We start from the raw sequence: 1,032 nt of genomic DNA on the forward strand, positions 1-1,032 counted from the left end.
GCGAAGCTGAGAACTTAAGCGCCAGTAAACGGCGGTGGTAACTATAACCATCCTAAGGTAGCGAAATTCCTTGTCGGGTAAGTTCCGACCTGCACGAATGGCGTAACGACTTCCCCGCTGTCTCAACCGCAGACCCGGCGAAATTGCACTACGAGTAAAGATGCTCGTTACGCGCAGCAGGACGGAAAGACCCCGGGACCTTCACTATAGCTTGACATTGGCGTTTGGAACGTCTTGTGTAGGATAGGTGGGAGACTGTGAAGCTGTCACGCTAGTGGTGGTGGAGTCATTGGTGAAATACCACTCTGGTCGTTTTGAACGTCTAACTTCGGTCCGTGATCCGGATCAGGGACAGTGTCTGGTGGGTAGTTTAACTGGGGCGGTTGCCTCCTAAAGAGTAACGGAGGCGCCCAAAGGTTCCCTCAGCCTGGTTGGCAATCAGGTGTCGAGTGTAAGTGCACAAGGGAGCTTGACTGTGAGACCGACGGGTCGAGCAGGAGCGAAAGCTGGGACTAGTGATCCGGCGGTGGCATGTGGAAGCGCCGTCGCTCAACGGCTAAAAGGTACCCCGGGGATAACAGGCTGATCTTCCCCAAGAGTCCATATCGACGGGATGGTTTGGCACCTCGATGTCGGCTCGTCGCATCCTGGGGCTGGAGTAGGTCCCAAGGGTTGGGCTGTTCGCCCATTAAAGCGGTACGCGAGCTGGGTTTAGAACGTCGCGAGACAGTTCGGTCCCTATCCGCTGCGCGCGCAGGAGACTTGAAAGGAGCTGTCCCTAGTACGAGAGGACCGGGACGGACGAACCTCTGGTGTGCCAGTTGTTCCGCCAGGAGCACGGCTGGTTGGCTACGTTCGGAAGGGATAACCGCTGAAAGCATCTAAGCGGGAAGCTCGCCTTGAGATGAGGTCTCCCACCCCGTGAGGGGGTAAGGCTCCCGGTAGACGACCGGGTTGATAGGCTGGAAGTGGAAGCGCAGTAATGTGTGGAGCTGACCAGTACTAATAGGCCGAGGACTTGACCACAAAGCA

The 1,032-nt window shown here is 56.7% G+C and carries 1 rRNA gene; it reads left to right on the plus strand.

The window, feature by feature from the left end:
* Positions 1-1,026 (plus strand): 23S ribosomal RNA (locus tag ACLQ2R_RS39440); the annotation flags it as partial.
* Positions 1,027-1,032 lie beyond the last annotated feature (6 nt).

Source organism: Streptosporangium sp. DT93 (genome assembly GCF_049844535.1).
Lineage (GTDB): Bacteria > Actinomycetota > Actinomycetes > Streptosporangiales > Streptosporangiaceae > Streptosporangium.